General features: G+C 72.2%; 24 protein-coding genes. 12 read left to right on the top strand and 12 right to left on the bottom strand.

Annotated features, from left to right (window positions below):
• Positions 1–41: 41 nt before the first annotated feature.
• Positions 42–569, bottom strand: a complete 528-nt coding sequence (locus ACZ470_RS28080; RefSeq protein WP_468431620.1) for a DapH/DapD/GlmU-related protein — start codon at positions 567–569, stop codon at positions 42–44.
• A 114-nt stretch (positions 570–683) separates the two neighbouring features.
• On the opposite strand from ACZ470_RS28080, the gene ACZ470_RS28075 reads away from it, so the two are divergent.
• Positions 684–1,613: a LysR family transcriptional regulator gene (locus ACZ470_RS28075; RefSeq protein ID WP_468431618.1), complete on the top strand. Its 930-nt coding sequence runs from the start codon at positions 684–686 to the stop codon at positions 1,611–1,613.
• Positions 1,614–1,640: 27 nt separating this feature from the next.
• Here the strand turns inward: ACZ470_RS28075 and ACZ470_RS28070 are convergent, their stop codons facing one another.
• Positions 1,641–3,566 (bottom strand): N-acetylmuramoyl-L-alanine amidase, encoded by a 1,926-nt coding sequence (locus tag ACZ470_RS28070; RefSeq protein WP_468431616.1) that lies wholly within the window; start codon positions 3,564–3,566, stop codon positions 1,641–1,643.
• Between the two features lie 324 nt (positions 3,567–3,890).
• Positions 3,891–5,003, bottom strand: coding sequence for an aminoglycoside phosphotransferase family protein (locus ACZ470_RS28065; RefSeq protein ID WP_468431615.1), 1,113 nt, complete (start codon positions 5,001–5,003; stop codon positions 3,891–3,893).
• 235 nt (positions 5,004–5,238) lie between these two features.
• On the opposite strand from ACZ470_RS28065, the gene ACZ470_RS28060 reads away from it, so the two are divergent.
• On the top strand, positions 5,239–6,732 hold the full coding sequence (locus ACZ470_RS28060; RefSeq protein WP_468431614.1) for a DNA-binding protein NsdB: 1,494 nt from the start codon (positions 5,239–5,241) through the stop codon (positions 6,730–6,732).
• Positions 6,733–6,759: 27 nt separating this feature from the next.
• Here ACZ470_RS28060 and ACZ470_RS28055 read toward each other — a convergent pair whose 3' ends face one another.
• The 3 genes from ACZ470_RS28055 to ACZ470_RS28045 all read right to left on the bottom strand — a co-directional run bounded on the left by ACZ470_RS28055 (position 6,760) and on the right by ACZ470_RS28045 (position 11,244).
• On the bottom strand, positions 6,760–8,175 hold the full coding sequence (locus tag ACZ470_RS28055; RefSeq protein WP_468431612.1) for a PP2C family protein-serine/threonine phosphatase: 1,416 nt from the start codon (positions 8,173–8,175) through the stop codon (positions 6,760–6,762).
• 293 nt (positions 8,176–8,468) lie between these two features.
• On the bottom strand, positions 8,469–9,563 hold the full coding sequence (locus ACZ470_RS28050; protein ID WP_468431610.1) for a baeRF3 domain-containing protein: 1,095 nt from the start codon (positions 9,561–9,563) through the stop codon (positions 8,469–8,471).
• A 79-nt stretch (positions 9,564–9,642) separates the two neighbouring features.
• Positions 9,643–11,244 carry an alpha/beta fold hydrolase gene (locus ACZ470_RS28045; protein WP_468431793.1) on the bottom strand — a complete coding sequence of 534 codons (1,602 nt, stop codon included), beginning with the start codon at positions 11,242–11,244 and terminating at the stop codon, positions 9,643–9,645.
• A gap of 310 nt (positions 11,245–11,554) precedes the next feature.
• Here ACZ470_RS28045 and ACZ470_RS28040 point away from each other — a divergent pair, with 310 nt between their 5' ends.
• Complete coding sequence (locus tag ACZ470_RS28040) at positions 11,555–12,172, top strand: chaplin (protein WP_468431608.1); 618 nt, start codon at positions 11,555–11,557, stop codon at positions 12,170–12,172.
• Here the strand turns inward: ACZ470_RS28040 and ACZ470_RS28035 are convergent.
• On the bottom strand, positions 12,169–12,654 hold the full coding sequence (locus ACZ470_RS28035) for a nucleoside deaminase (protein WP_468431607.1): 486 nt from the start codon (positions 12,652–12,654) through the stop codon (positions 12,169–12,171). The genes ACZ470_RS28040 and ACZ470_RS28035 overlap by 4 nt on opposite strands.
• 391 nt (positions 12,655–13,045) lie before the next feature.
• Between ACZ470_RS28035 and ACZ470_RS28030 the strand changes: the two genes are divergently transcribed.
• The gene (locus ACZ470_RS28030) at positions 13,046–13,990 is read left to right on the top strand and encodes an SDR family oxidoreductase (protein WP_468431606.1); all 945 of its coding nucleotides are present in this window, start codon (positions 13,046–13,048) and stop codon (positions 13,988–13,990) included.
• A 19-nt stretch (positions 13,991–14,009) separates the two neighbouring features.
• Here ACZ470_RS28030 and ACZ470_RS28025 read toward each other — a convergent pair whose 3' ends face one another.
• Together ACZ470_RS28025 and ACZ470_RS28020 are read right to left on the bottom strand one after the other, a co-directional pair.
• On the bottom strand, positions 14,010–14,273 hold the full coding sequence (locus ACZ470_RS28025) for a GlsB/YeaQ/YmgE family stress response membrane protein (protein WP_468431604.1): 264 nt from the start codon (positions 14,271–14,273) through the stop codon (positions 14,010–14,012).
• 140 nt (positions 14,274–14,413) lie between these two features.
• Positions 14,414–14,854: an SPW repeat protein gene (locus ACZ470_RS28020; RefSeq protein WP_468431603.1), complete on the bottom strand. Its 441-nt coding sequence runs from the start codon at positions 14,852–14,854 to the stop codon at positions 14,414–14,416.
• Between the two features lie 189 nt (positions 14,855–15,043).
• On the opposite strand from ACZ470_RS28020, the gene ACZ470_RS28015 reads away from it, so the two are divergent.
• From ACZ470_RS28015 to ACZ470_RS27990, 6 genes are all read left to right on the top strand, one after another.
• Positions 15,044–15,127 (top strand): putative leader peptide, encoded by an 84-nt coding sequence (locus ACZ470_RS28015; RefSeq protein WP_468431791.1) that lies wholly within the window; start codon positions 15,044–15,046, stop codon positions 15,125–15,127.
• A 188-nt stretch (positions 15,128–15,315) separates the two neighbouring features.
• Positions 15,316–15,870, top strand: a complete 555-nt coding sequence (ssuE, locus tag ACZ470_RS28010) for an NADPH-dependent FMN reductase (protein ID WP_468431601.1) — start codon at positions 15,316–15,318, stop codon at positions 15,868–15,870.
• A gap of 190 nt (positions 15,871–16,060) precedes the next feature.
• Entirely contained in the window at positions 16,061–16,951 is an 891-nt protein-coding gene (locus ACZ470_RS28005; RefSeq protein WP_468431600.1) for a glycoside hydrolase family 19 protein, read from the top strand.
• 97 nt (positions 16,952–17,048) lie between these two features.
• Entirely contained in the window at positions 17,049–18,428 is a 1,380-nt protein-coding gene (locus ACZ470_RS28000; protein ID WP_468431598.1) for a phospholipase, read from the top strand.
• 429 nt (positions 18,429–18,857) lie between these two features.
• Entirely contained in the window at positions 18,858–19,250 is a 393-nt protein-coding gene (locus ACZ470_RS27995) for a VOC family protein (RefSeq protein WP_468431596.1), read from the top strand.
• Between the two features lie 52 nt (positions 19,251–19,302).
• Positions 19,303–20,382 (top strand): adenosine deaminase, encoded by a 1,080-nt coding sequence (locus tag ACZ470_RS27990; protein WP_468431595.1) that lies wholly within the window; start codon positions 19,303–19,305, stop codon positions 20,380–20,382.
• On the opposite strand, the gene ACZ470_RS27985 is transcribed toward ACZ470_RS27990, so the two are convergent.
• Complete coding sequence (locus ACZ470_RS27985) at positions 20,364–20,879, bottom strand: mycothiol transferase (RefSeq protein WP_468431593.1); 516 nt, start codon at positions 20,877–20,879, stop codon at positions 20,364–20,366. The genes ACZ470_RS27990 and ACZ470_RS27985 overlap by 19 nt on opposite strands.
• Positions 20,880–20,906: 27 nt before the next feature.
• On the bottom strand, positions 20,907–21,791 hold the full coding sequence (locus ACZ470_RS27980; protein WP_468431591.1) for a LysR family transcriptional regulator: 885 nt from the start codon (positions 21,789–21,791) through the stop codon (positions 20,907–20,909).
• 127 nt (positions 21,792–21,918) lie between these two features.
• On the opposite strand from ACZ470_RS27980, the gene mgrA reads away from it, so the two are divergent.
• Together mgrA and ACZ470_RS27970 are read left to right on the top strand one after the other, a co-directional pair.
• Complete coding sequence (mgrA, locus tag ACZ470_RS27975) at positions 21,919–22,911, top strand: L-glyceraldehyde 3-phosphate reductase (protein WP_468431790.1); 993 nt, start codon at positions 21,919–21,921, stop codon at positions 22,909–22,911.
• A gap of 276 nt (positions 22,912–23,187) precedes the next feature.
• Positions 23,188–23,598, top strand: a complete 411-nt coding sequence (locus ACZ470_RS27970) for a hypothetical protein (protein ID WP_468431590.1) — start codon at positions 23,188–23,190, stop codon at positions 23,596–23,598.
• Positions 23,599–23,611: 13 nt separating this feature from the next.
• On the opposite strand, the gene ACZ470_RS27965 is transcribed toward ACZ470_RS27970, so the two are convergent.
• Positions 23,612–24,886, bottom strand: a complete 1,275-nt coding sequence (locus ACZ470_RS27965) for a streptophobe family protein (RefSeq protein ID WP_468431589.1) — start codon at positions 24,884–24,886, stop codon at positions 23,612–23,614.
• Positions 24,887–24,888 lie beyond the last annotated feature (2 nt).

The following is a 24,888-nucleotide window of genomic DNA, read 5'->3' as shown; positions in this document are numbered from 1 at the left end:
GAGTGGTGCTCGCCCGGGGTCACCGGCCGCGGTGAGGTCGGTCAGTCGATGCTCTTGACCACCCGGGCGGGCACGCCCGCGACCAAGGTGCGGGCCGGCACGTCACCGGTGACGACCGCACCGGCGGCCACGACCGCTCCGGCGCCGATGGTCACACCCTGCGTGACCACAGCGGCCGCGCCGATCCAGACGTCGTCCTCGATCACGATTGGGGCGCTGGTGACGTACTCGCGCCGCTCGGCCAAGGGCAGTGGGTGTCCGCCGGTGATGAGGTTGACCTTTGGGGCGATCATGACGTTGTCGCCGATGCTGATGCCGCCGTTGTCCATGAAGGTGCAGCCTTGGTTGACGAAGACGTTCTTCCCGAACTTCGTGCCCAGGCCGTACTCGGTGAAGAAGGGCGGGTAGATCGTCACCGACTCCGGCAGCGGACCGCCGAACACAACTGCCAGTAGTTCAGCACGACCCTCGGTATCGCTGAACGGCAGCACGTTCAGCCGGGAGGTCGCGTCGGTGACCTGCGCGATCCGCTCGGCATAGCGCGCGAACTCGGTCGTGCGGACGTACATGACCTGCTCTGTGCGTGTAGACATGCGCTGATCCCAGCACTCCGGCGAAGGCTCGATCAAACAACCCCCAACGCAACTGGCCACAACCAGTAGTTGTGTCCGTAGAGTGGTGGTGTGGACATCGAGGCGCTGCGCACCTTCGTGGCCGTCGCTGAGGCCGGACAGTTCCAGGCCGCGGCCGACGAGCTCAGGATCAGTCAGCAGGCGGTCTCCAAGCGGATCATGGGCCTGGAGAAGAACCTCGAGGTCGTGCTGCTGGTGCGCACCTCTCGCGGCTCCCGGCTGAGCTTGGACGGGCAGGTCTTCCTGCCACACGCCAAGAAGGTCCTGGCCGCGCTCGAACAGGCAGAACAGGCTGTGCGCCCCGGTAGCCGCCCCCTGCGCGTGGACGTCCTCAACCGGCGCATCGCCCCGGCCCAGGCCGTCTACCGCTTCTACCGCTCCCGCCCCGAGACCAGCCTGGACACGGTCACTCTTGGCGAGGAGAACGCCGCAGGGGCCGCCCGAGCCGTGCTCGAAGGAACCATCGACGCCTCCTTCCGCGCCCTGCCCGCAGTACAGGTCCCGGCCGGGATCAGAGCCGAACGCCTCCTGGACGAGCCTTTGGAGCTCCTGGTCGGGCCCGGTCATCCGTTGGCGGGCAAGGAGTGGGTCCGGCCCGCGGACCTGGCCGGTCACCGCATCTGGATCCCCGGCATCAGGGCCGGCACGGAGTGGGAGCAGTTCTACCGGTCGCTCTCAGAGGCATTCGGTCTGAGCATCGACGCGCTCGGCCCCAACTTCGGCGACGAGGCCCTCATGGACGCTTTGGCCGACTCGGCTTCGGTGGCGACCCTGGTGGGCAGGGGGGACCGGTACCTGTGGCCAGAGAGCTTTGGCCTGGGGCGTATCCCGCTGCGCGAGCCGATGCCGGTTTACCCGCACGTGCTGCTCACGCGTACCGACCACCAGCATCCCGTGCTGACCGAACTGCGCGACCACCTGCGAGCCTCAGTACCACGCACCACCGACGACGTGTGGGCCCCGGGCTGGGCGGCCTGCTGACCGACTTCCCGATTTGGCAGACACGCTTTAGGGCGACGTCACCGTCACGTCCGCCGCGCGCACGAAGCCGACCCGGTGGCCGAACTGGATCTCGTAGTACAGGTCCTTGCCCCGCACCACCCGGTGGGACGCCTCGTCGAAGGTCACCGCGTAGTAGTACTCGCCGGGCACCTTGCCCCCGGTCACATACTTCTGGCCCTTGAGGACCGTGTACGGCAGCGGCGACACCGCCTGGGCCGGCACGCCCTCCGGGTAGGCCGCCTTCTCCGGGTACGCCCGTCCGTACACCGGTACGGAGTCGAGGCCCTTCCTCGGGGTCACGACCTCGGCCTTCGCGGGCACCGCGGTGGGACGCTCCTCCGGGTTCCTGAACCAGGCCTTCTGCCCGAGGTACCAGATGGCGGTCCAGTCGCCCCAGCGGTCGGCGACCGCGTACTGCTGGCCCGTGGAGACCCGCGAGGACAGGTCGTTCACCCCGGTGGTCGGGTCCGAACCCAGGCCGATGTCCCTGATCAGCGGGGAGTCCTCGGAGTGGTCGGAGTACAGTCGCACCGCGCTCGACCCGTGCGTGGCGCACGCCTCGCCCGTGGTCTCGCAGCCCGTGAAGACGGGCCGGTTGGCGGAGTAGTCGGGCCTGATGGTGACCACGCCGGCGTTCTTGCCGGCCGTCGCCTTCAGGGGGCGGCCCAGCAGCTCGAAGTAGTGCCGCCAGTCCCAGTACGGTCCGGGGTCCGTGTGCATGCCCGGGATGGTGGCCGTGGTCGTCCCGGGCACCGTGTCGTGGCCGAGGATGTGCTGCCGGTCCAGCGGGATGTCGTACTTCTGGGCGAGGTACGTCACCAGCCGGGCCGAGGACCGGTACATCGCCTCGGTGTACCAGGCGTCGGGATCCGCGAGGAATCCCTCGTGCTCCAGGCCGATCGACCCCGCGTTGACGTACCAGTTGCCCGCGTGCCAGGCCACGTCCTTCGCCTTCACGTGCTGGGCGATGTGACCGTCCGTGGAGCGCAGGCTGTATTGCCAGGACACATAGGTGGGGTCCTGCACCATGTCGAGTACGCCCTCCCAGGCGCCCTCCGTGTCGTGGACGACGATGTACCGGATCGGCTGCGAGGCGGGCCGGTTCCCCAGGTCGTGGTTGCCGTAGTCGCCGTCGCCGAACTCCTCGTACGGTGCCGGGATCCACTCGCACGACACGGTCTTCGGGCACTCGGTGCCGGCGGTGGAGGTGGTGCGCAGTCCGGCGCGGTCCAGTGCCGAGGTGTCGGGCGCGAGGCCGGGACGGGAGGTCAGGGCGACGTGCTGTCCGGCGTCGGTGACGCGTTCCTCGCCGGCGCGGATCACCGCGTAGACGTCGTTCGCGTACGCCACCGCCGAAGCGGTGTCGTCGGCACCGGAGAAGAGGGCGACCGCCGCGTACCAGTCCGCGGGGTCGTCGCTCGGGCGTTCCCCCAGCCGGCGCTGCGCCTCGGCGAGCAGGGCGGCGCCGCCCGCCACGTTCGCGGCCGGGTCCTCGCGCAGGCGTTCGGGGCTGAGGCCGGTCAGGCGGGCCGCCTTCGGCAGGGTGGTGAGCCGGTCCGGCAGTTCGGCGGTGCGCGGCGCCGACGCCTCGGGGCGCAGGGGCGGGCGGGCCTCGTCGCCGCGTGGGTCCTCCGTGCCGGAGGCGTGGTGATCGGAGGCGGCGAGCGCGGTGCGGGCGTCCGTGAGGTGCATCGGTCCGTAACCACCGGTCACGCTCGGGGCGCCGCCGTGTGCGTCCCAGCGGGACTGGAGGTAGGAGACGCCGAGCAGCACGCTCTGCGGTACGTCGTACTCGGCGGCGGCGGTGGCGAAGGCCTGCTGGAGACGGGCGGTGGCGGGTGGGGCGGGGGAGGGGGCCGCGCCGAGCAGGGGGAGGGTGAGGGCGGCCGCGGTGAGGGTGCGGACGGTGGCGGCGCGGGTGGGGGGTCTCAATGCGGCCTCCTGGGACGGTGGGGCACGGGGTGCCGTACGGAGCTGAGCGGTGCGTCAGTGGTACCGGTCAGCCGATAATCCGTCAATCATGCCCAGGAGGGCGCGAATTCCCTTGTCAATCGGGGTGTGGGTCGGTTTCGTGGCGGTGGGCCTGGGGCCTGCGGTGCTTCAGTGGTGTAGGCCAATGGGCGTGGGCCGGGGGTTGGTTCGCGCAGCTCGGCGCTGCGAGGTGCCGCTGCGCCCACCCTCCCCCACTCTCGGCTTCGCTCGAGCGGGAGGTACCCCCATCGCCCCAGCGGCACGACTGCCCGCAGCGGCGGGGCGTCAGCGGGTGCCTACTGCTGCTCGGACTGCTCGGCGGGCCAGTTGGCAGTCGTCGTGGAGGCGGCGGAGGATCAGGCGGTGTTCCTCGCCGGACGGCGGTGTCGGGGCCGTGTCCCGCATCGAGCGCTGGACGGCCGTCTCGTAGGTGCGGATCTCCCGGGTCAGCACCAGCATCAGATTCACCAGGAAGGCGTCACGCGAGGCGGGCCCCGCCGACTGGGCGATCTGGCTGATCTGACGCCGGGCCGCCGGCGCGTCCCCGAGCACCGACCAGAGCGTCGCCAGGTCGTAGCCCGGCAGGTACCAGCCCGCGTGCTCCCAGTCCACCAGCACCGGACCGGCCGGTGAGATCAGGATGTTGGAGAGCAGGGCGTCGCCGTGGCAGAACTGGCCCATGCCCTGCCGCCCGGTCGCCAGCGCGATGCCGTGCAGCAGCTTCTGGAGGTCGCCCAGGTCCCGGTCGGTGAGCAGACCCAGCTCGTGGTACCGGGAGATACGGGCCGCGTAGTCCAGCGGCGCGTCGAACGTCCCGGCCGGCGGCCGCCAGGAGTTCAGCCGGCAGATCGCGCCGAGTGCCGCCCTGATGTCCGCCCGCGGCGGCGGCTCCGCCGGGTGCCGCTGGAGCGCCGCGACCCTGCCGGGGAGCCGCTCGATCACCAGTGTGCCGTTGTCCGGGTCCGCCGCGATCAGCCGGGGAGCCCGCACGGGCGGGCGGTGCCGGACGAACGAGCGGTATGCCGCTATTTCGTGGCGGATCCGCTCGCTCCAGGCGGGGGAGTGGTCCAGTAAGCACTTGGCGACGGCGGTGTTCCGGCCGGTGGCTCCGACCAGGAGGACGGACCGGCCCGTGCGGCGCAGCACCTGGACCGGGGCGAACTCCGGGCAGATGCGGTGCACCGACGCGATGGCCGTGCGCAGTTGGGCGCCCTGCGGGCCGGACAGGTCCAGCCTTCCGCTGAGCGGCTGGGTGCCCGGTCCCGCGGTACGCCGTACGTTCCCCGCGCCGAGCACGGGGTTCGCCGGGCGCGCGGGGGCGAGATAGGGGCCGCTGTCCGACGGACGGGGGCGGAGCGGCCGGGGCGGGGCGGACACGGAGGACGATGCTGCGTACATGGGTGATACAGATCCCTTCGTGTGCCTGCGACGTCAGCGCACCACCCGGCCCGGCCGCCCGGGCGCACCCTGGGGGAATGCCCCTGTGGCGACGGGGTCGTGGTGGCGCGTTCCTACTCGACACCCGATGTCCCCTGGCACACCATCTGGCGCACCCTGGCGAACCCTGGCGAATAGTCGCCCGGCAACCCGCACCCGGCTACTGTCAACTCAGCCGAGAACCTGGGGGCTTGACGTGAGCGGACAACCCAACACCCGGCTCTCGGACCTGTTCGGCCTGGCCGGCTGGTCCAAGGGCGAACTCGCGAGGCTGGTCAACCGGCAGGCGGCGGCCATGGGCCACCCCCAGCTGGCGACCGACACCTCCCGGGTGCGGCGGTGGATCGACATGGGAGAGATCCCGCGCGATCCCGTGCCGCGGGTGCTGGCGGCTCTGTTCACCGAGCGTCTCGGCCGTGTCGTGACCATCGAGGACCTCGGTCTGGTCAGGCACGGGCGTACGGGGAAACGGCCACGCGGCGGGAGCGCGGAACATCCCGACGGAGTGCCGTGGGCGCCCGAGCGGACAGCCGAGGTCCTCACCGAATTCACGGGAATGGACCTCATGCTCAACCGACGCGGCTTGGTGGGCGCGGGCGCCGCGCTCACCGCGGGCTCCGCACTCAGCAGCGCCATGCACGACTGGCTGCACACCGATCCGGCCCTGACCGCAGACGCTCCCCGTCTCGACGACCCCCTGCACGCCGACCCCGCCGGGTTCGACCGCTACGAGGCCGCCCCCATCGGGTCTCAGGAGATCGAGGAGCTGGAGCGCTCCGTGGAGGTGTTCCGTGCCTGGGACGCCGCCCGGGGCGGAGGCCTCCAGCGCAAGGCGGTGGTGGGCCAGCTCAACGAGGTCGGAGGGATCCTCGCCTACCACCACCCACCCCATCTCCAGCGGCGCCTGTGGGGCGTCGCCGCCAACCTCGCCGTCCTCGCGGGCTGGATGTCCCACGACGTCGGCATGGAACCCACCGCCCAGAAGTACTTCGTGATCGCCGCGCACGCGGCGCGGGAGGGCGGCGACCGGCCGCGCGCCGGTGAGGCGCTGTCCCGGGCGGCCCGTCAGATGGTGCACCTGGGCCGGCCCGACGAGGCGCTGGACCTGATGAAGCTCGCCCAGTCCGGCTCGGGCGAGGAGGTGCTGCCGCGCACCCGTGCGATGTTCCACACCATCGAGGCCTGGGCGCAGGCCTCCATGGGCAGGGGCCAGGCGATGCGCCGCACCCTGGGCCGCGCCGAGGACCTGTTCGTCTCGGAGAAGTCCGATCTGGAACCGCCGGACTGGATGCAGACCTTCAAGGACGAGGATCTGTACGGCATGACGGCCCTGGCCTACCGCACGCTGGCCGAGTTCGAGCCCGGCGCGGCCGCGCACGCCCAGCACTACGCGGAGAAGGCGCTGTCCCTGCGTGTCGACGGGCGGGAGAGGTCGAAGATCTTCGACCATCTGTCCATGGCCTCCGCCTGCTTCATCGCGGACGACCCCGAACAGGCCGACCGCTACGCGCGCCTCGCCCTGATGTCCATGGGCTCCAACTCCTCCCGGCGCACCTGGGACCGGTTGCGCGAGATGTACCGGCTCACCGCCGAGTACGCCTCGTACCCGAGGATCCAGGAGCTCAGGGAGGAGATCAAGCTGGCGCTGCCCAAGCCCAGGGGCAAGGGAGGGACCAGCGCCCAGGCGTGAGGGCCCCGCGACCCGCGGGGTCCGCCGCTACGGGGTGACCCGGGCGACGAGGACACAGGCGTCGTCGTCGCGCTCCCGCTCGCCGAACTCCCGTACGACCGTGCGGACGCAGTCCTGTGCGGTGCGGGCACCGGCGAACCGGGGGGCCAGTTGGAGGAGACGGTGGACGGCCGTGGTCCCGGCGTGCCCGGGCACCAGTCCGTCGGTGTGCAGCAGGAGCAGATCGCCGGCCTCCAGCGTCTCCTCGGCCTGTCCGTAGGAGGCGCCCGAGGTGGCGCCGAGCAGCACGCCGTCCGGCGCGTCCAGCGCCCGCCCCGTCCCGCCGCGGAACAGCAGCGGGGCGGGGTGTCCGGCCTGTGCCCACAGCAGGGAGCGGGTCTCGGGCCGGTAGCGCAGACAGACGGCGCTGCCCAGGACCGGCTGGACGGTGGCGTCCAGTAATCGGTTCAGGCAGGCCAGCAGCGGTCCCGGGGCGGTCCCGGTCATCGCCATGCCGCGCACGGCGCCGAGCAGCATCGCCATGCCCGAGGCCGCGCCGACACCGTGCCCGGTCAGCTCGCCGACGCCGAGCAGCGTGGCGCCGTCGGGCAGCTCCAGGGCGTCGTACCAGTCGCCGCCGATCGCGGTGTGCGTGGACGGCGGCAGGTGGGCGGCGGCGAGTTCCAGGGCACGCGGACCCGAGTGCGGGAGCCGCAGGGAGCCGCGCCACGCGGGCAGCACGGCCTCCTGCAACTCGACCGCGAGCCGGTGCTCGGTCCGCGCGGCGGCGTGCCGCTGGTGGCGCAGCGAGTCACGGGTCTCGCTCACCTCCCGTCGGCAGCGGCGCAGTTCGCTGACGTCGCGCAGTACCGCCCACATCGAGGCGGTACTGCCGTCGGCACCGAGCACCGGTTCGCCCATCATGTGCACGGTCCGTACGCCGTCGTCCCGGCGTACGACGCGGAACTCCCCGTCGATGGACCGGGCGTCGACCAGACAGTCCGTGACCATCGCCGTCAGCTTGGGCCGGTCCTCGTCGAGCACCAGCGAGGGCAGCTCGTCGAGGGTGAGCGGAGCGGCGGCCGGGTCGTGGCCCAGGATGCGGTAGAGCTCCCCGGACCAGCTCACCTCGTCCGTGAGCAGGTTCCACTCCGCGCTGCCGACCCGGCTGAGCAGGGAGTCCTGCCGCGGCGCGGCGGAGAGCGGGTCGGACGGACCGGGCCCGGCCGCCGGTTCCTCGCGCAACTGCGCCAAGTGCCGGCCGAGATCGTCGAGTTGGTGCAGCGCCAGGTCGTACAGCGCGCGTCGCCAGCGCTCCCTCGGGTCCGTTCCGTCGTTCGGCGTGTCGCGGCGTACGGCGTCCACCTCGCCCTTGAGCCGCCGGGTCTGCGAGATGAGCGCGTCGACCGGGCCGCGTCCTGGCGGCTGGGCGGCTGGGCGGTCCGCGGAGAGGTGGGACGGCATGACGCACTCCGATGCGGGAACGGTACGGCCTTCAGGCGGAGGGGGACCGTTACGACTGTGGCACAGCCCGCGACGGCCTGTAAGGGATTCGGCAACACACGATAAGGCGGTGCCCATGGCATATGCCACCGTCTTCACGGGGTTACTCCCGGGAATACGTCAGAGACGCCAGTGGTGTCTCAACGCCCATGCTACGCAAGTGATCTGACGGGCCGTCGGCCATCGGTATCGCTCACTCGCACGTTCGACGCACAAGTGTTTGCGGCTGGGCCGACCGGTGGGTCGGCCCGTCCTCAGTAGCGCAGCACCCCCGCCATCCCGTCCGCGTCCCCGAGCGCGCCGTCCGGGACGAAGCGGACCTCGGCGCCGGTCTCCAGGCACTGCTCGACGATCTCGTCCACGATGTCCTCGCGGGCGTCCAGGTCGCCGTCCTCGGCGACGACCAGGTGGTCACCGGTGTCACGGACCGTGATCCGGTAGTTCTCCTCCACGGCCAGCAGCCGGACCCGGCCCTCCCGGGCGCTCTGCCACAGCTCGTCGACCCCGGCCGCGAACTCCTTGCGCCCCCGCGCCGACTCCAGGGCCCGGGCCACGTCCTCGGTCCTCTTGCGTGCCTCCGCCTCGAGCACCGGCCGCACGGCCTGCCACACCGCCTCGGGTGTGCCGTGCGCGAGCCCGCCGTGCGGCACCTGCACGGCGTCCTTGGCCACGCTTCCGGCGTCGCACATCAACGACAGGGCGGCGGGCTCACCGGTGACGTACACCGGCCGCGGGTGGACGCGCAGCAGCCGGCCCATCGCGGTGTCGGCCTCGCGCAGGAACCGGCGGGTGTCCTCGTCCCGGAAGTTGCTCGGCTGGTCCCCGACCCGCTCCTGCCGCTCGGGGTCGAAGTTCGGCTCCGGACGGTTCAGCGGGAATCCCCCGACGCGTTCCTCGACGACCCGGTCCGCGCCGCCGCTCCACAGGGTGACCCGGTCGGCGGAGACGGACAGCACCCAGAACGGCCGTTCCGCGGTGTGGGCGGAGACCAGGTTGCGGGTCAGGAAGGTGTCGGAGAGGACGACGCGCTCGGGCACGGTGCGCGCGAGCGACCACACCTGGTGCTCGCCCGGGGCGGCGAAGATGACGAGGCCGTCCTCGGAGTGCGACAGGTCGACCTCGGTCAGGGCCCGGTCGAGCTGCCGGGCCACGTCGGCGCGCCGGTCCCGGGTGACCGCGGGATCGGACTCCAGCTTCTTCTTGGCCTCGGCCACCGCGTTGCGCAGCCGGACCGCGTCCTGGGTGTTGAGGGGCTCGCGCCGGTGCGTCGGCGTCAGCACGGACACCGCGGGGTAGGGGCGCGGGCGACGAAGCTCGGCAAGGGTCGTGGGACTCAGATCGTGCTCCATGACAGCACCATAGGGCGGATTCCCCGACAGGGCATTTGGGACGAAGTCCCCCTGGGCGTCTCCGGGGTACCACGGCCCGTCAGAGCCGGTCCTCGTCCTCGGATCCACAGGAACTGCCGCTCGGCGGCAGGGAGCCGTACAGCAGGAAGTCGTCGATCTTGCGGTGCACGCACTCGGACGTCCCGTAGCCGGTGTGGCCCTCGTCCCGGTTGTCCAGCACCACGGCCGGGGATCCCAGCCGCTCGGCCGTCTCCACCGTCCAGCGGTACGGCGTGGCCGGGTCGCCCCGGGTGCCGACGAGCAGCATCTCCGGTGTGTCGAGGTCCTTGACCTTCTCGCGGATGTAGTCGGTCCCCGGGGGGCGGCCGTAGCAGAGCACCACTTGGGCGAGCCGGTACCGGCCGAACACCGGCGAGGCCTCCTCGTAGGCGGCGCGCAGCCGCGCCAGGTCCCGGGTCAGCTCCCCGGCGGCGGGCCGGTCCGGATCGTCGGCGCAGTTCACCGCCATCAGTGCCGCCGGCAGATTGTCCAGGGGCACCTCCTCCGGGTCGACGACGGGGTCGTCGGCCCGCCGCGCCGCGGGCGGCGCCATCCCCCCGGAGGCGAGGGCCTCGACCCCGCGCGTGTCCCCGTCCTCCACCAGCTGGGCCAGCGCCTGTTGCAGCACCGGCCACATGTCCTGGCTGTACAGGCCCTGCCCGATGGCGCCGGCCAGATCCTGACCGGTGAACTCGTAGCCGAAGTCGGTCGGCAGCGGGTTCTCGTCGAGCGAGTGCACCAGGTCCACGACCTGCTGACGGGCGGCGCGCGGGTCCTGCCCGAACGGACAGGCGAGCTCCTCGGTGCACCAGGTGAGGAAGTTCTCCAGTGCCAGCTGCTGGCCCCGGGCACTGGCCAGTCCCTGCTCGGCCAGCGGCTCGGTCAGCGTGTCCACGCCGTCCAGCGCCATGCGGCCCACCTTGTCCGGGAACCGCGCGGCGTACACCGCCCCGAGCCGGGTCCCGTACGAGAACCCCAGGTAGTTGAGCTTCTTGTCGCCGAGGGCCTGACGCATCACGTCCAGGTCGCGTGCGACGTTCACGGTGCCGATGTGCTCCAGGACGGGGCCCGAGTGCGTGGCGCACTCGGCGGCCACCTCGCGCAACTGCGCGAGCGTCTTCCGCGGGTCGGCCATCTCCTCGCCGTCGGTCGCCTCCAGCGCCTCGGTGGTGGCGTCGGTGCCGCAGCTGACCGGGGACGAGAGGCCGACGCCACGGGGGTCGAAGGAGACCACGTCGTAGTCCTCGGTGAGACCCAGGAAGTCCTTGCGGCCGTGGGCGAGCCCCAGGATCCCCGAACCGCCCGGTCCGCCGAAGTTCAGCAGCACCGAGCCCCGCGGGTCGCCGGAGCCCCGGTAGCGGACGAGGGCCAGCTCGAGCGTGCGCCCGCCGGGCTTGGCGTAGTCGAGCGGCACGGTGATCTTCCCGCACTGCATGTCCTTCGGCAGCTGCTCGATCACGCAGGCGGTCCACTTGATCCTCTGGTCGTAGAACCGGTCGAGGTCGGAATCCGCGCGGCCGGTGGCCGTCAGCCCCGTACCCAGCAGGGCCAGCCCGACCGCCCCCGTGGCCGCGCAGCGCCGGACCGAGGGCCGCACCTCGCGGCGCCGGACCGAGGATCGCTTGGACAGCTTGGCCAGCATCGATGCCTCCAGGGACGCCCCGCAGCGGACCGGGAACCCGGCGTCCCCGCTCACCATAGGCGGGCCCCGCGGCCCCCGCCCGTCGGCCGGCGCCGCCCCGCGACGCGCCCCGGTCCGTGTGTTCGGCCGCCACGAGTTCGACGCCTTTGCCGGGGGTTCGAGCGACGAGGCGCCCGATGGGGTGAACCGGCCGTGGCATACGGATGAGCCATAACCCGGATGCCGCAGCCGCGTTCTAACCCGTGCGGGCGAGTGCTCGCGACCATCTCTGGAAGGCAGGCAACCGATGAGACGGGTTACCCGAAACGGAGTGATCGCCGTCGCGGCGGCGTCGGGCGCGATGGCCGTGGCGATGCCGGCGTACGCCGGCGCCGGGGCGGAGGGCGCCGCGGCGGGTTCGCCCGGCGTGGGGTCCGGGAACACCATCCAGCTCCCGGTGCACGTCCCGGTGAACGTGTGCGGGAACACCGTGAACGTGGCGGGCCTCCTCAATCCCGCCGCCGGCAACACCTGCGTCAACGACGACTCGGCCGAGCGGGGCGTACGTCCGGCCTCCGACGGCGGCGCCGCCGGCGCCGCGGCGGTGAGCGGGACGTCCGACTCGCCGGGCGTGGTGTCCGGCAACGGGGTGCAGCTGCCGGTGGACCTTCCGGTCAACGTCAGCGGGAACAGTGTGAACGTGGCCGGCGCCGGGAACGCGGCCACCGGCAACAGCTCCACGAACACCTCCGGTGAGCGGCCCGACCGTCCGGCGGAACCCGAGCCCGAGCCCGCCGCTCCGCCGCGCACGCTCCCCGACCCCGCGCCGGAGACCGCCGCTCTCGCCGAGACCGGCGCCGACAGCACGCTTCCGGTCCTCGGCACCGGTGCCGCGCTCTTCCTCGGCGGAGTCGCCCTCTACCGCCGCGCCCGACTGCGCGCGGTCTAGCGCTGTCCGCGGTGGAAGCGCCGGTGCAACTCCCTGACCTCCTCGGCCAGTTCCGGGACGGGCCCGGCCACGGTCACGCCCGGGGCGACCTCGGCGACGGGCAGCGGCCGCACCGGTGACTCGGGCACGCCCAGCTCGGCGAGCCAGGACACCAGCTGCTCGGAGGACGCGACGTACACGATGCGTCCCAGGCCCACCCAGGCGTGGGCGGCGGCGCACATCGGGCAGTGTTCGCCCGAGGTGTACACCGTGGCCGCGGCCCGTTCGGCGGGCGTCATATGGGCCGCCGACCAGCGCGCCAGCTCGAACTCCGGGTGCCGGGTGCGGTCCCCGGAGGCCACGCGGTTGTGGTCCTCGGCGAGTACGGTGCCGTCGCCGGCCACGAGGACGGAACCGAACGGCTCGTCGCCGGACTCCAGGGCGTCGGTCGCCAGCTCCACACAGCGCCGCAAGTAGCGGAGTTCCTCGTCCTTCACGCCCACGGTCCGGCCTCCTCACGACGTCCTGATCAACAACAACCCTAATCCGCGACCCACCCCGCTGCGGGCCTGCACGGAGGCGCCATGACACCGCGTAGCTGCGGGCAGTCGTGCCGCTGGGGCGGCACGGGTGGGCGCAGCGGCACCCGGCAAACGCCGGCAGAGCAACCCACGCCCGGGCAGCGCAACGGGTGCTGGTGCCTGGGCGGGGGGAGGTTGCGCAGCCCGGCGCTTACGGGGTGCCGTCGCGCCCACCCGTGCCGCCCTGCGGCACGACTGCCCGCGGCTAGCGGCGGACAGGCGTGTTTGCTAGGGGGGATTGGGGGAGTTATAGTCTCTAACTATTGCGAGGGTTGATAAGCGACCCGTCGCGTCGTTTGCCGAGGAGACCGTCATGTCCGCTGCCGCCCTGCACACCGTCCTGGGCGCCGGCCCCGCCGGAACCGCCCTCGCGCGGGAGCTCGCCCGCCGGGGCCACGCCGTACGTCTCGTCGACCGCAAGGGGGAGGGACCCACGCCCGCCGGGGTCACGCGCCGCGCCGCCGACGTCGGCACCGCCGACGGTGCCCGCGAGGCCGTCGAGGGAGCGGCCGTGGTCTACCACTGCGTCAACGTCGGCTACCACCTCCAGGTCGAGGTGATGCCCCGCATCCAGGAGGCCGTGCTGGAGGCCGTCGAGGCGTCCGGCGCCCGGCTGGTCGTCCTCGACACGCTCTACCCGTACGGCGAGACCGGGGGAGCGGTGATGACCGAGGAGACCCCGTGGCGGGCGACCAGCCGCAAGGGCCGGATGCGCGCCGAGCTGGACGAGCGGTACCTCGCCGCGCACCGGGAGGGCCGCGCCCGGGTGGTCCTCGGCCGCTCGGCCGACTTCGTCGGTCCTGGCGTGCTCAACTCCACCCTCGGCGGCGCCGTGTTCCCCGGCGCGCTCACCGGCGGCGAGGTACTGGGGCTGGGCGACGTGGACCTGCCGCACAGCTACACCAACATCGAGGACGTGGCCGCCGGCCTGGCCACCCTCGGCGAGCGGCCCGAGGGTGACGGGCGGGTCTGGCACCTGCCCACCGCTCCCGCCGTCAGTACGCGCGAGATATACGCCATGATCGAGAAGCGGACCGGCCGCCCACTGAACCTCGTGATCCTGCCGGAACCGCGCGCCTTCGGCCCGTTCGACGAGCGGATGATGGCCGAGTACGCCGAGATGTTCTACCAGAACACCGAGCCGCAGATCATGGACTCCTCGGCCTTCGAGCGCGCCTTCGGCGTGGCGCCGACGCCGCTGGACGAGACGATCGACGCCACGCTGGCCTGGTACGAACAGTTGCTGGCCCGCCACTGACGCGGACCGGCCGACGCCGTCAGCGGCCGGTCTTCGCGCGGTCCAGCGCGGCCACTCCCAGTGCGGCGAGGCCGATCTGGATCAGCCACTCCACCCAGTCGACACCCTTGGTGTCGGCCACCCCGAAGGCCGAGGCGACCGCCGAACCGATCAGTGCGGCGACGATGCCGACGAGGATCGTCCACAGGATCCCGATGCGCTGACGACCAGGGACCACGAGCCGTCCCAGGACGCCGATGACAATGCCGATGACGAGGGCACTGATGATGCCGTCGATCTCCATCTCACCCCTCTTTTCATGACCTCCGCTGCACTGCGTGTGCCCCCGGGCCGCCGGTACAGTCCCGCCCGGACCTGAACCGGACATGAAGGGGCCGGTCCGCGGTCGCCGCGGACCGGCCCTCGGCTCCTCACGCGGCCCGACTACGACCGGCGGGTGCTCCTGGCGGCCGCGGCCGCGCACGCCGCCCCGAGGACCACGGCGAGGGCGCCGATGACGATGTTGTTCCAGATCACGCCTGCGTCGGGGCCGTCACCGACGATCCACGGCGAGATGATCATCCAAACGCCCAGGGCGCACATGGCCCAGCTGAGGCCGTACATGCGCGCGGGGGCCGCGGTGAACCCCAGGGCGAGCAGACCGATGGCGATCCCCACGATCAGGTTGTGGGTCACGAGCGCGGGCTGGCTCGTCGTGTAGTGGAGTATCCACGGGGACACCGCACAGTAGAGACCGAGCAGGAACACCGGTCCGTCCACAAGGGCCACATCACGACCGCCGAGCACACGGTCGTACCGTGCCCGCATTTCGGGAGCATCGGGGTGGCTCGTGATGTCACCGCGCGGGTGCGAGACGTTGGCCATGAGTCGTCTCCTTTGACTAGCAGGCCTGACCGCGTCTGGTGCGGTATGCGGTAAGCGCCGCGTAAGTTCATTCTGCTCTTATTTCTCCTTTATGTGTAGAGGTGGGGGAGGGGGCGTCCCCTGCCCGCGATGCGAGATCCGTCGGCGTTTCCTTGACGGTGCTGATCGGCGGCTGCCACGATCGTCGCCATGACGATGCGACTGGACCTCACGCGGCGACGCCATGTCGACCTCGCGCGTGTCTCCAGCGCCGGCTGTCGCCCCGCGGCCTGATCCTCCCGGACCGCCGCCCGCCCCTCGCCGCACCGGCTCGAGCGCCCGTCACTCTCCCTCTCCTCCTCACGCGGCCGCGTTCCGCGCGCTCTGCCGCGCCCTGCCTTCGGTGTGCGCCACATCCCGCCAAATCCCTTTCCGTTCCGCTGTTCTGACGCCCTTTCACCTGCCTCCGAAAAGAGGACCCCATGGCCACCGTGCTGTCCGTCTCCGGTAGTCCCTCCGCCACCTCCCGCACCAACCGGCTGCTCCGCCACCTCGACCGGCGGCTGATCGCCCAGGGGCACGAGGTGATCCCGCTCGATGTGCGCACCCTCCCCGCCGACGCCCTGCTCGGCGCCGACTTCGGGCACCCGGCCGTCGCCGGCGCCGTCGAGCTGTTCGCCCGCGCCGACGGCGTCGTCGTCGGCACCCCTGTCTACAAGGCGTCGTACTCCGGTGTCCTCAAGGCGCTGCTCGATCTGCTGCCGCAGTACGCGCTGACCGGCAAGACCGTGCTGCCGCTGGCCACCGGCGGCAGCACCGCACATGTCCTCGCCATCGACTACGCGCTCCGCCCGGTGCTGAACTCCATGGGCGCGGCCCACATCGTGCAGGGCTGGTTCACCCTCGACAAGGACATCACCGTGCACGAGGACGGCGCGCTGACCGTCGCCCCGGCCGCCGACGAGGCCCTCGCCCAGGTGGTCGACCAGTTCTCGGCGGCCCTGAACCCGGTTTCCGCGCTGGCCGTCACGAGCTGACCGACGGGTCCGCGCCACGATGACTGGTCTAAACCCTTGACTGGTACAGACCAAAGCGGTTGAGTGTGCCTCCACACCCCCCACCACGGCCGCCCCACTGCCGCGACCGGCCCGCCGGCGCGGGCGGGCGAGGCCCCGCCCCTGTATGCCTCGCCCGGGAGCGGCCGTGTTCCGCAGAGGAGTTGATCCCTTGTCGAGAAGACGCATCGCCGCCGTGACCGCCGCCCTCGTCCTCGCCGGCGGCGCGCCGGTGCTGCTTCCCGCCGCGACCGCCTCCGCCGCCTCGTGCTCCAGCTATCCGAACTGGGTGGCGGGGAGGTCGTACAACGCCGGTGACATCGTGCGCTACACCGACGGCAGGGCGTACATCGCCGAGCACGCCAACCCGGGCTACGACCCGATCATCAGCACCTGGTACTGGGAGCCGTACGCCTGTGACAACGGCCCCGGCACGCCCGTCGGGACCTTCGTCGTCACCGAGGCGCAGTTCAACCAGATGTTCCCGAACCGGAACTCCTTCTACAGCTACAGCGGGCTCAAGGCCGCGCTGAGCGCCTACCCCGGCTTCGCCAACACCGGCAGCGACGCGGTGAAGAAGCAGGAGGCAGCCGCCTTCCTGGCCAACGTCCACCACGAGACCGGCGGTCTGGTGCACATCGTGGAGCAGAACACCGCCAACTACCCGCACTACTGCGACTACGGACAGCCGTTCGGCTGCCCGGCCGGGCAGTCCGCGTACTACGGGCGCGGCCCGATCCAGCTGAGCTGGAACTACAACTACAAGGCGGCGGGCGACGCGCTCGGCATCAATCTGCTCAACAACCCCTGGCTGGTGCAGAACGACTCCGCCGTCGCCTGGAAGACGGCCCTGTGGTACTGGAACACCCAGACCGGTCCCGGGTCGATGACCGCGCACAACGCCATGGTCAACCAGGCCGGATTCGGCCACACGATCCGCGCGATCAACGGCTGGGTGGAGTGCGACGGCAAGAACCCGGCGCAGGTGCAGAGCAGGGTGACCAAGTACCAGCAGTTCACCCAGATCCTCGGAACGTCACCCGGCGGCAACCTGTACTGCTGACGCGGTTCCGTGCTCCATGGTGTCATGCCCCTGACCATCCGCACGGCCGGCGCGCCCTCCCGCGCGTCCGGCCGTACCCGGACGAAGGGCATCCACCATGCGCACCCCCCACGCCCTGCTCACCACGACCGTCACGGCCGCCGCGCTGGCCGCGACGGTCGTGGCACCCGCACCCGCCGCGGCGGCCGACACGGTTCCGCCGCCCGGCGCGTACTACGTCCAGAGCGCGACGACCGGGCTCAACGCCGCCGACAGCGCCGGGACGGTCGAGCAGCACAGACCGCGCGGCGACGAGGACCGTCAGCAGTGGAACCTGCGGGCCGACGGCGCCTCCCACCTGCTGGAGAACACCGACAGCCCCGGCAGCTGCCTCGGCCGCGACGCCGGCCGGGCGCGGACCGTCGCCTGCGCGAGTCCCGAGGCGCGCTGGGAGATCACCCCCGCCGGGGACGACCGGTTCACGCTCGCCGCCCCCGGCACCGACCGACGCCTCACCGTCGCCCCCAAACCCTCCGGCGCCAACCACCCCGCCCCGCTCGCCGTCGGCACCGGCACGGGTGACCTCGCCGCCTGGTACCTGACCCCGGTCGCCCCGGTCACCCGCCCCATGCCGCCCCAGGATCAACGCACCCTGGACCAGGTCACCTTCCTCACCGCCCACAACGCCTACGCCAACGGGGTCGACGGCGGCTTCGCCCCGCCCTTCATCGACCTCTTCCCCAACCAGAGCCGGGGCATCGAACGCCAACTCGCCGACGGCGTCCGCGGATTCATGCTGGACCTCCATCAGACCCCGGACGGCGCGATCCTCTGCCACAACAGCTGCACCCTGGTCAGCAGGCCCGTCGCGCTGTGGGTCGACCTCCAGCGGATCGTCGACTTCCTGCGGGCCCACCCCGACCAGTTCGTCACCGTCTTCCTGGAGGACTACGTCGACCCGGGCGTCCTGCGCGCCGAACTCGCCCGCGTCCAAGGGCTGTCGGACGTGCTCTACCGGCCCGACCGCACCGGCGTCCGGGAGAACGGCTGGCCGACCATGGGGGAGCTGGCCGCCGCCGGACACCGGCTGCTGATCCTCAGCGACCACAGCCGCGCCGCCGACCGGGCCGCCGGACTGACCAGGGACACCTTCGGCGTGATGTACCAGCGCGAGTGGACCGTCGAGAACCACTGGTCCATGGGGCCGGGCGTCGGCGCCTCCGACTGGTCCTGTTACAGCCGCTGGTACGACGCGGGCACCAACATCCCGCTGACCCGGACCGAGCCCGGCTTCCGCCCCCTGTTCGTCATGAACCACTTCCGGGACACCACGATCACCTCCACGGCCGGCACCGACAACGCCAAGCTCGCCGACCGCGCCCGCCGCTTCTGCCTGCCGGCCGCCCGCAAGAAGCCCAACTACCTCGCCGTGGACCGCTACGACCTCGGCGACCCGGCCGCCGCCGTCACCGCCCTCAACACCTACACGTATCCCTAGGGGGAGTCCGCAACGTCGCGTCGTCCGCCCGAAGGGCGGGCCTCGCGGCGTCCGGTGCGTGCTCCGGGGGTCCCCCCCGGCCGAAGGCTGGGGGAGTGCCGGGCGGACGCCCGCGTACTGGTCGTACTCGGGTGTTCGCCCGGTGCGGCGGTGAGGGCCCCTCCCGCTCATGGGGGAGGAGTCGAGAGTGAGGTTGCGGACACCCCCAGGGGTGTCTCGCCGCACCCACCGGCGCCCGGCACCGCGCCCAGCCGCGTCGGCGCCCCCCCGCCGTACCGGACGCCGCTCGCTGATCCCGCCTGATCGACAAGGCGCCCTGGCGCCCTCGCCGTTCCCACCCCCGCTCCGGGCGGCTCCCCGGAGCGGAGTGGCGCACCTGCCGGTTTTACGTATAACCTCTCCGGTCAATCCCATCTGCGAGAGGTCAGGATGAGACGCATTCCCCTGGTCACCCTCGTCGTCGACGACTACGACGAGGCGATCCGCTTCTACACCGAGGCGCTCGGTTTCCGGCTCGCCGAGGACGCGCCCCGGCCGGACGGCGGTCGCTGGGTCGTCGTCGAACCGGACGCCGGGCACACCGGGACGGGACTGCTGCTCGCCCGCGCCAAGGGGGAGGTCCAGCGTGCCCGGGTGGGTGACCAGACCGGCGGGCGTGTGGGGTTCTTCCTGTACACCGACGACTTCGCCCGCGATCACGCGCGCATGACCGCCGCCGGGGTCACCTTCCTGGAGGAGCCGCGGCACGAGCCGTACGGTTCGGTCGCCGTCTTCCAGGACCTCTACGGCAACCGCTGGGACCTGCTCCAGCCCGCCGCCTGACCCGCTCCACCGTTCCACCGATTCGTACCGCCGGCCCGAGGAAGACCCCGCCATGACCGCTACGCGCGTAGACGCCGAACTGATCCGCCGACTCCCCAAGGCCGTCCTGCACGACCATCTCGACGGCGGGCTGCGCCCCGCCACCGTGGTGGAGCTCGCGGAGGCGGTCGGCCACACCCTGCCCACCACCGACCCCGACGAGCTCGCCGCCTGGTACGTCGAGGCCGCGAACTCCGGTGATCTGGTCCGCTACATAGCCACCTTCGAGCACACCCTCGCCGTGATGCAGACCCGCGAGGGCCTGCTGCGCACCGCCGAGGAGTACGTGCTCGACCTCGCCGCCGACGGCGTCGTCTACGGCGAGGTGCGCTACGCCCCCGAGCTGAACACCAGGGGCGGGCTGACCATGGGCGAGGTCGTCGAGACCGTCCAGGAGGGGCTCGCCGCCGGCATGGCCAAGGCGGCCGCCGCCGGGACGCCCGTCCGGGTCGGCACCCTGCTCTGCGGGATGCGGATGTTCGACCGCGTCCGCGAGGCCGCCGACCTGGCCGTCGCCTTCCGGGACGCCGGGGTCGTCGGCTTCGACATCGCCGGCGCCGAGGACGGCTTCCCGCCCGCCGACCATCTGGACGCCTTCCGGCACCTGCGCGCCGAGAACGTGCCCTTCACCATCCACGCCGGTGAGGCCCACGGTCTGCCCAGCATCCACCAGGCGCTCCAGGTGTGCGGGGCCCAGCGCATCGGCCACGGCGTGCGCATCACCGAGGACATCCCCGACCTCGCGGGCGGCAAGCTCGGCCGGCTCGCCGGCTGGGTCCGCGACCGCCGGATCGCGCTGGAGATGTGCCCCACCTCCAACCTCCAGACCGGCGCCGCGACCTCGATCGCCGAGCACCCGATCACCGCGCTGAAGGACCTCGGCTTCCGGGTCACCCTCAACACCGACAACCGTCTGGTCTCGGGCACCACGATGACCCGGGAGATGTCCCTGCTGGTCGAGGAGGCGGGCTGGACGGTCGAGGACCTGCGCACGGTCACCGTCAACGCCGTGAAGAGCGCGTTCCTCCCCTTCGACGAGCGAGGCGCCCTCCTCCGGGACGTCGTTCTGCCGGGCTACGCGTCCGTGCTCTGAACCAGCCCCCGCACATAGGCGGCCTGTCCGACGTGCTGGAGATCGTCGGACAGGACGCTGACCAGTCGTACGCCCAGGGTCACCGGGGGATCCCAGCCCTCGTCGACGACCCGCTCCAGGTCCTTGGCGGTCAGCGCGCGCAGCGCGCCGAGGGTCTGCTCGTGCACCGCGTCGTGGTAGCCGGTCAGCAGCTCACCGTCGTCGACCCGCACAGCGGCGACCTTCGCCGAGGAGTGGCCGAAGCCGGTGTCGTGCCGGGGCAGGCCGAGCCCGAGGCGTTTCTCCCAGTCCTGGGCGAGCCACACCTGGTCGAGTCCGAAGGCGTCCGCGATGTGGTCGTCCTGGACCCGGGTGAGATGCCAGACCAGCCAGGCGACGGAGTTGGCGTCGGGGCCCGGCCGGGCGTTGAGGCCGTCGGGGCCGAGGCCCTCGACGGCGGCGTGGACCTCTTCCCGGATGCGGCCGTAGCCGTCGATGAGGATGTCCTTGGCATGCATGGGTCCACCTTCGCGCATCCGCGCGCCTCACGCGCCCCCGTGGTCCAGCAGGGCCATCAGCGCCCGCGCCGCCGGACTCGTCGCCTGCGGCGACGGCAGCAGGGCGACCGTCTCGTACGCCGCCTCGCCGGTGTCCTTGAGCGGGAGTGCGGTGAGGGCCTCCCGTTTGTGCCGGAAGTGCCGCGGTACGACGGCGACGCCCAGGTTCTCGTCGACCAGGTCGAGCAGGCTGTGCACGTCGTTCACCTCCAGTGCCACCGTGCGCCGTACGCCCGCGGCGGCGAAGGCGGCGTCGGTGGCGCGGCGCGGACCCCAGTCCGGGTGGAAGTCGACGAACACCTCCTCGGCCAGGTCGCGCGGGGTCAGCGGCACCCCGGCCCGCGCGAGCCGGTGCTCCGGATGGCACAGCACCGTCATCGGCTCGGCGGTCAGCGGCACGGAGCGCAGGTGCTCCGCGTCGGCCTCCGTCCGGTAGGCGAAGGCCAGGTCCAGCCGCCCCGCCGCGACCTCCTCCGCCAGCGCCGCCGAGCCCCACTGCCGCAACCGGATCTCCACGTCCGGGTGCCGCCGCCGGAACGCGGCGAGCAGCTCCGCCACGTTCACTCCGGCTATGCACTGCTCGGTGCCCAGCGCGAGGGTGCCGCGCAGCACGCCCTGCACCGCCGCCACCGCCTCGTGCGCCGCGCGGACCTGGGCGAGGATCCGCTCGGCCTCCGCCAGCAGCGCCCGCCCGGCCTCGGTGAGCGTCACCCTGCGGGTCGTCCGCACGAACAGCGGCGTCTGGAGCTCGCGCTCCAGGGCACGGATGGACGCCGACAGGCCCGACTGGGAGACCATCAGCCGTTCCGCCGCGCGGGTGAAATGCTGGTCCTCGGCCACGGCGACGAAATGCTGGAGGTGACGCAGTTCCATGATTGAGAAGCGTATCCGCTGAATTCCATCGGATTCTTCTGTTGGACCACTCCCCGCAGGTCACGCCAGAGTGGACGGGCGGTTCGACGGAACCGCCGAGTCGTGTGCCAACCCCTCTGGAGTCGTGTTGTACACCGCACACCCCGACCGTTACGCGGACATGCCCTACCGGCGCACCGGACGCAGCGGCCTGAAGCTCCCCGCGCTCTCGCTCGGCCTGTGGCACAACTTCGGTCCCGACCGTCCGGCCGAGACCCAGCGCGCCATCCTGCGCCGCGCCTTCGATCTGGGCGTCACCCACTTCGACCTCGCCAACAACTACGGTCCCCCGCCCGGTGCGGCCGAGTCCGCCCTCGGCGAGGCGCTGAAGTCGGACTTCGCGCGGTACCGCGACGAGCTGGTGATCTCCACCAAGGCGGGCTATCTGATGTGGCCGGGCCCGTACGGCGAATGGGGCTCGCGCAAGTACCTGCTGTCCTCACTGGACCGGAGCCTCGACCGCATGGGCCTGGACCACGTCGACATCTTCTACTCGCACCGCTTCGACCCGGAGACTCCCCTGGAGGAGACGATGGGCGCCCTGCACTCGGCGGTCCAGCAGGGCAAGGCGCTGTACGTCGGCGTCTCCAACTACTCCGCCGAGCAGACCCGCGAGGCCGCCCGCATCCTCGGCGAGCTGGGCACCCCGCTGCTGATCAACCAGCCGCGCTACTCGATGCTCGACCGCCGCCCGGAGGACGAGGGGCTGATGGACGCCCTGGACGAGCTCCAGATCGGCTCCATCGCCTACTCCCCGCTGGAGCAGGGGCTGCTGACCGCCCGCTATCTGGACGGCATCCCCGAGGACTCCCGGGCGGCGAGCGACAGCCCCTTCCTGAACACCGACGCCCTCACCGAGGAGCTGGTGGGCCGGCTGCGGACGCTCAACGAGATCGCCGCGTCCCGCGGCCAGAGCCTGGCGCAGCTGGCCCTGTCCTGGGTGCTGCGCGGCGGCCGCCTGACCTCCGCGCTGGTCGGCGCGAGCAGCCCGCGGCAGCTGGAGGACAGCGTCGCCGCGACGCGGAACCTCGACTTCACCGAGGACGAGCTGGCCCGCATCGACGCGGTCGTGAAGCAGTAGCCCGACGTCCGGCCGCCGCCCGCCCCGGTCGGCGGCCGGAATCCCGCGAGGTCATATGCGCCCCACCGGCCCCACACGTACCGTTTCGGCCAGCTGCGGCCGTGAATATGCCAGGAGACTGGCCGGAAACACATGGTGACAGTGTTTCAGCGGTGAACATACTCAACAGCGAGAGCGCTTCACACCGCGCGACGGCGCCCTCACGCACAGCATGCGAGCCACGAGGCGGGCAGCCGGCCCGGCCCGGCGGGCGAGCAACGCAGCGGGGGAGGGAACGTGCACGACGAATTCCTGTGCCATGTCACCGCGTACGGGGTCTGCGACGGCCGGCGCATCGGCGTACCCCTGGGCACCTACCGGGCGCCCACGCTCGCCCTCGCCCTGTGGTGGCTGCGCGACCGCGCCCTCTGGATCGCCGAGCGCCTCGACCCGCAGCCCGACGCCGAGCACTTACCGACGGGTGCGCTCGTCCCCGTTCCCGACGGCGTGCCCGACGTGCCCGCCGTGCTGCGCACCTGGTGCGGCGACGTCGCCCGGCAGGAGGAGGTGGCCGAGGCGCTCGCCGCCGGACGGATGGTGCGCGTCGCCACCGGCGACGAGACCACCGAGTACGAACTGCTGGCCGAGTCGGTGGACGCCCTGCGCATGCAGCGCGCCGCCCGCGTCCTCGGCGTCCCGGTCGCCTGACAGCGCCCCCGGATCAGCGGTCCTCCCGCCCCGCGCCCCGCCGGCGTACCGCGCGGGCCGACAGCGCCCCCGCGAAGCCGGTGACCAGCCCCCACAGCAGCGCCAGACCCAGGGCGGCCCACAGACGCGGCTTCAGCAGCACCTGTCCGGAGAAGCCCTCGCCCAGGTCGCCGATGCCGAGCACGGACAGACCGAGCCGCGCGGAGATCCGCGCCATGAGGCAGATCATCAGCACGGTCAGCGCCAGCGCCACCGCCATGTGCACGGCGTGCTGCCAGGCCCGGACCCCGGCCGGGGACCTCGCCGCCATCACGCACGCGGTGGCGAGCAGCAGCACCGCGGCCACCACCAGCAGCCACCACCACTTCGCGCCGTCGTGCTCGACGAGCGTGCCCAGGTTCAGCGCGGAGACGTCCGGGGTGCGCAGCACCTCGTCCAGCACCGGGGGCATCGGCAGCCCGAAGGGCCCCTCCACCCTGCCGTCCCACGTGGCACCGAGCCCGACCGTCAGCGCCGGCCAGGCCACATTGGGCAGCCCCAGCAGGATCACGGCGAACGTCTCGGCCGGGTGACCCCGGGTGGCGGCGACGACCAGCGCGATGACGAGGGCGATGACGACGGCGGCGAGCAGCAGGTGCACCATCGCGTGCGCCGCGGGACGCACCGACGACTGGAAGCGCAGCAGCCCGGCCGGCAGCGGAGCGCCGCGGGACACCGCCAGCGTCACCACCAGCACGCCCGCCAGCCACAGCAGGCCGATGAGGACGGTCGGCGCCACGTCCGTGGAGAAACCCACCACCGGCGTGAAGCCGAACAGGTCACCCAGGTCGCCGAGCGGGCCGTCCCCGAGGGAGATCTCGAAGGTGTGCCGCGCGCCGAGCGCCAGTCCGAGCACCGCGAGCAGCCACAGGGCGGCGATCCGCGCGGCCCACCCGGCCAGCTCCGGCGCTCCCGCGACCGCGCGGTGACGCAGCGGACGCAGGAATCCCCAGCCGATGACCAGCGCCCCGACGAGGGTGACGGACAGCGGGATGACCGTCAGGCCGCCCTCCGTACCCGCCAGGCCGCCGGCGTCCCCCGCGAGCTCCACCGTGCCGCCGACCGCGGTGACCACGGTCGCCGCGAGCACCGGGCCGAAGGAACCGCCCGGGAGGTCCCCGGCCCCGGCCGCCCACAGCCCGAGCGCGGCCACCGCGCCCATGACGATCAGCGCGCCGAGAACCGTGGCGAGGGCCTGCGCCCAGCCGTGACGGGCGACCGGACGGCCGGAAGGGATGCGTGAACTCACCT

The sequence above is a fragment of the Streptomyces sp. NPDC031111 genome (genome assembly GCF_055570675.1).
This window is presented reverse-complemented; position numbering and strand designations above follow the sequence as displayed.

Excerpts from the sequence above, each read along its gene's own strand:
- ACZ470_RS28065 (WP_468431615.1), bottom strand. The coding sequence starts at position 5,003 with ATGTACGCAGCATCGTCCTCCGTGTCCGCCCCGCCCCGGCCGCTCCGC.
- ACZ470_RS28045 (WP_468431793.1), bottom strand. The coding sequence starts at position 11,244 with ATGCTGGCCAAGCTGTCCAAGCGATCCTCGGTCCGGCGCCGCGAGGTG.
- ACZ470_RS28000 (WP_468431598.1), top strand. The coding sequence starts at position 17,049 with ATGCGCACCCCCCACGCCCTGCTCACCACGACCGTCACGGCCGCCGCG.
- ACZ470_RS28055 (WP_468431612.1), bottom strand. The coding sequence starts at position 8,175 with ATGCCGTCCCACCTCTCCGCGGACCGCCCAGCCGCCCAGCCGCCAGGA.
- ACZ470_RS28080 (WP_468431620.1), bottom strand. The coding sequence starts at position 569 with ATGTACGTCCGCACGACCGAGTTCGCGCGCTATGCCGAGCGGATCGCG.
- ACZ470_RS27985 (WP_468431593.1), bottom strand. The coding sequence starts at position 20,879 with ATGCATGCCAAGGACATCCTCATCGACGGCTACGGCCGCATCCGGGAA.
- ACZ470_RS27980 (WP_468431591.1), bottom strand. The coding sequence starts at position 21,791 with ATGGAACTGCGTCACCTCCAGCATTTCGTCGCCGTGGCCGAGGACCAG.
- ACZ470_RS28020 (WP_468431603.1), bottom strand. The coding sequence starts at position 14,854 with ATGGCCAACGTCTCGCACCCGCGCGGTGACATCACGAGCCACCCCGAT.
- ACZ470_RS28050 (WP_468431610.1), bottom strand. The coding sequence starts at position 9,563 with ATGGAGCACGATCTGAGTCCCACGACCCTTGCCGAGCTTCGTCGCCCG.
- ACZ470_RS28030 (WP_468431606.1), top strand. The coding sequence starts at position 13,046 with ATGTCCGCTGCCGCCCTGCACACCGTCCTGGGCGCCGGCCCCGCCGGA.
- ACZ470_RS28015 (WP_468431791.1), top strand. The coding sequence starts at position 15,044 with ATGACGATGCGACTGGACCTCACGCGGCGACGCCATGTCGACCTCGCG.
- ACZ470_RS27995 (WP_468431596.1), top strand. The coding sequence starts at position 18,858 with ATGAGACGCATTCCCCTGGTCACCCTCGTCGTCGACGACTACGACGAG.
- ssuE (WP_468431601.1), top strand. The coding sequence starts at position 15,316 with ATGGCCACCGTGCTGTCCGTCTCCGGTAGTCCCTCCGCCACCTCCCGC.
- ACZ470_RS27990 (WP_468431595.1), top strand. The coding sequence starts at position 19,303 with ATGACCGCTACGCGCGTAGACGCCGAACTGATCCGCCGACTCCCCAAG.
- ACZ470_RS28025 (WP_468431604.1), bottom strand. The coding sequence starts at position 14,273 with ATGGAGATCGACGGCATCATCAGTGCCCTCGTCATCGGCATTGTCATC.